The following is a 1,368-nucleotide window of genomic DNA, read 5'->3' as shown; positions in this document are numbered from 1 at the left end:
GATAAAGACATGAGGTCTTCTTTAACACAAATCCTGATAATCTCCTAATCCGTTAAATCGTGGTTCAGACATCTTTTAATTGCAGAATTTGTAATGTGACATTGTCAAATTAAGAGGATACTAAAATTCACTTGTTTTTATTTTGGTTGTTTGGTTACAATTCAACTAACTAAGAAGAATATGACAGACAAGCAAAATAGCATAACCTTAGCAATATCTTCGAAAGCAAGCGGCCAACATGCAATCCATATTGACGGCATCTTGTCTCTTCACGTCACCGAGTCCGAAGTCGCCGACCTCCTTGCGGAGACACGCAGGAACCTGTGGCGTCACGACCCCAACGCCGGGGCAGTCCTCGGAGGGCAGTTGTACGACCTGCTCAATCGTGGAGCGGGTACGCTTGCGGGGATCATCGCCACTGCCAGGGCTACCGGTGCATATACGCATCTGTACGTGCAGACGCCGTATGAGTTGACGCAGTTACCGTTTGAGTTGCTGTACAACGGGGGCTTTGTCCTGCACAACCACAACATACACGTGATCCGTCTGGTCGAGAACCGGGGGAAGTTAACTACAGTTGCGCCGAAAAAAGAAGCGATTCGGATGCTCTTTATGGCCTGCTCGCCAACGGACGGGGGATTGAAAGTCCTTGACTTTGAAAAGGAAGAGGATAGTATCTTTAACAATACCAGCAAATATAACATCGACATGACTATTGAGGACACGGGCAGTCTTGAGGGGCTTAAGCAGGCCAACATCGCCGGTGGTGGATTTGACATCATCCACATAACGGGTCATGCCGGACTTGACAAAGATATGGGGCCGGTGTTTTGCATGGAGGATGAGGTTGGCAAGAGCCTGGATGTCTCACCGGCTATGTTGTGGGGTGCGATAAAGGATTATCCGCCCAAGATACTTTTTCTGTCGGGCTGTTCAACCGGCAGTGCCGATGACAAGGCAAACACGGAGTCGTTTGCTTACCAGATGTCGCTTAAGGGTATCAAGTGGGTGCTTGGGTGGGGCTTGCCTGTTTCGGATGATGGTGCAACGCTGGTGGCTGCCGAGGTATATAGGTGTCTTTCAATTGGCAAGGGGATCGACTATGCCGTGCAAAGCGCACGAAGGCTGCTTGAGACCCGATATCACCCCTGGCCGCTTTTGAGGCTTTTTGGTGACGCTACGCCGATTGTGCCGTTGGTGGCGGCTGGTTTGAAACCCAGACCCGTCAACCCTGTTACGTTGAGGCACAAGACCCTCAAGGACAGCAACGTTCGGGTGCTTGACAGTGGGTTTGTTGGCAGGAGGCGGCGTATTCAGGAGGGGGTGAGCGTACTGAGGGGGGATGCTGACAAGCACGGGCTTTTGGTG

General features: G+C 51.0%; 1 protein-coding gene. It reads left to right on the top strand.

Going from position 1 to position 1,368, the window contains the following annotated elements; translation table 11 throughout:
* Nucleotides 1-180 precede the first annotated feature (180 nt).
* The coding region (locus HWQ67_RS18610) for a CHAT domain-containing protein (protein ID WP_218254191.1) at nt 181-1,368 on the top strand (1,188 nt) is incomplete at its 3' end.

The organism is Candidatus Magnetobacterium casense, from assembly GCF_019173545.1.
GTDB classification, from domain to species: Bacteria; Nitrospirota; Thermodesulfovibrionia; order Thermodesulfovibrionales; family Magnetobacteriaceae; genus Magnetobacterium; species Magnetobacterium cryptolimnobacter.
Note: the sequence above shows the minus strand (reverse complement) of the source record. Positions and strands in the feature narration are given on the sequence as shown.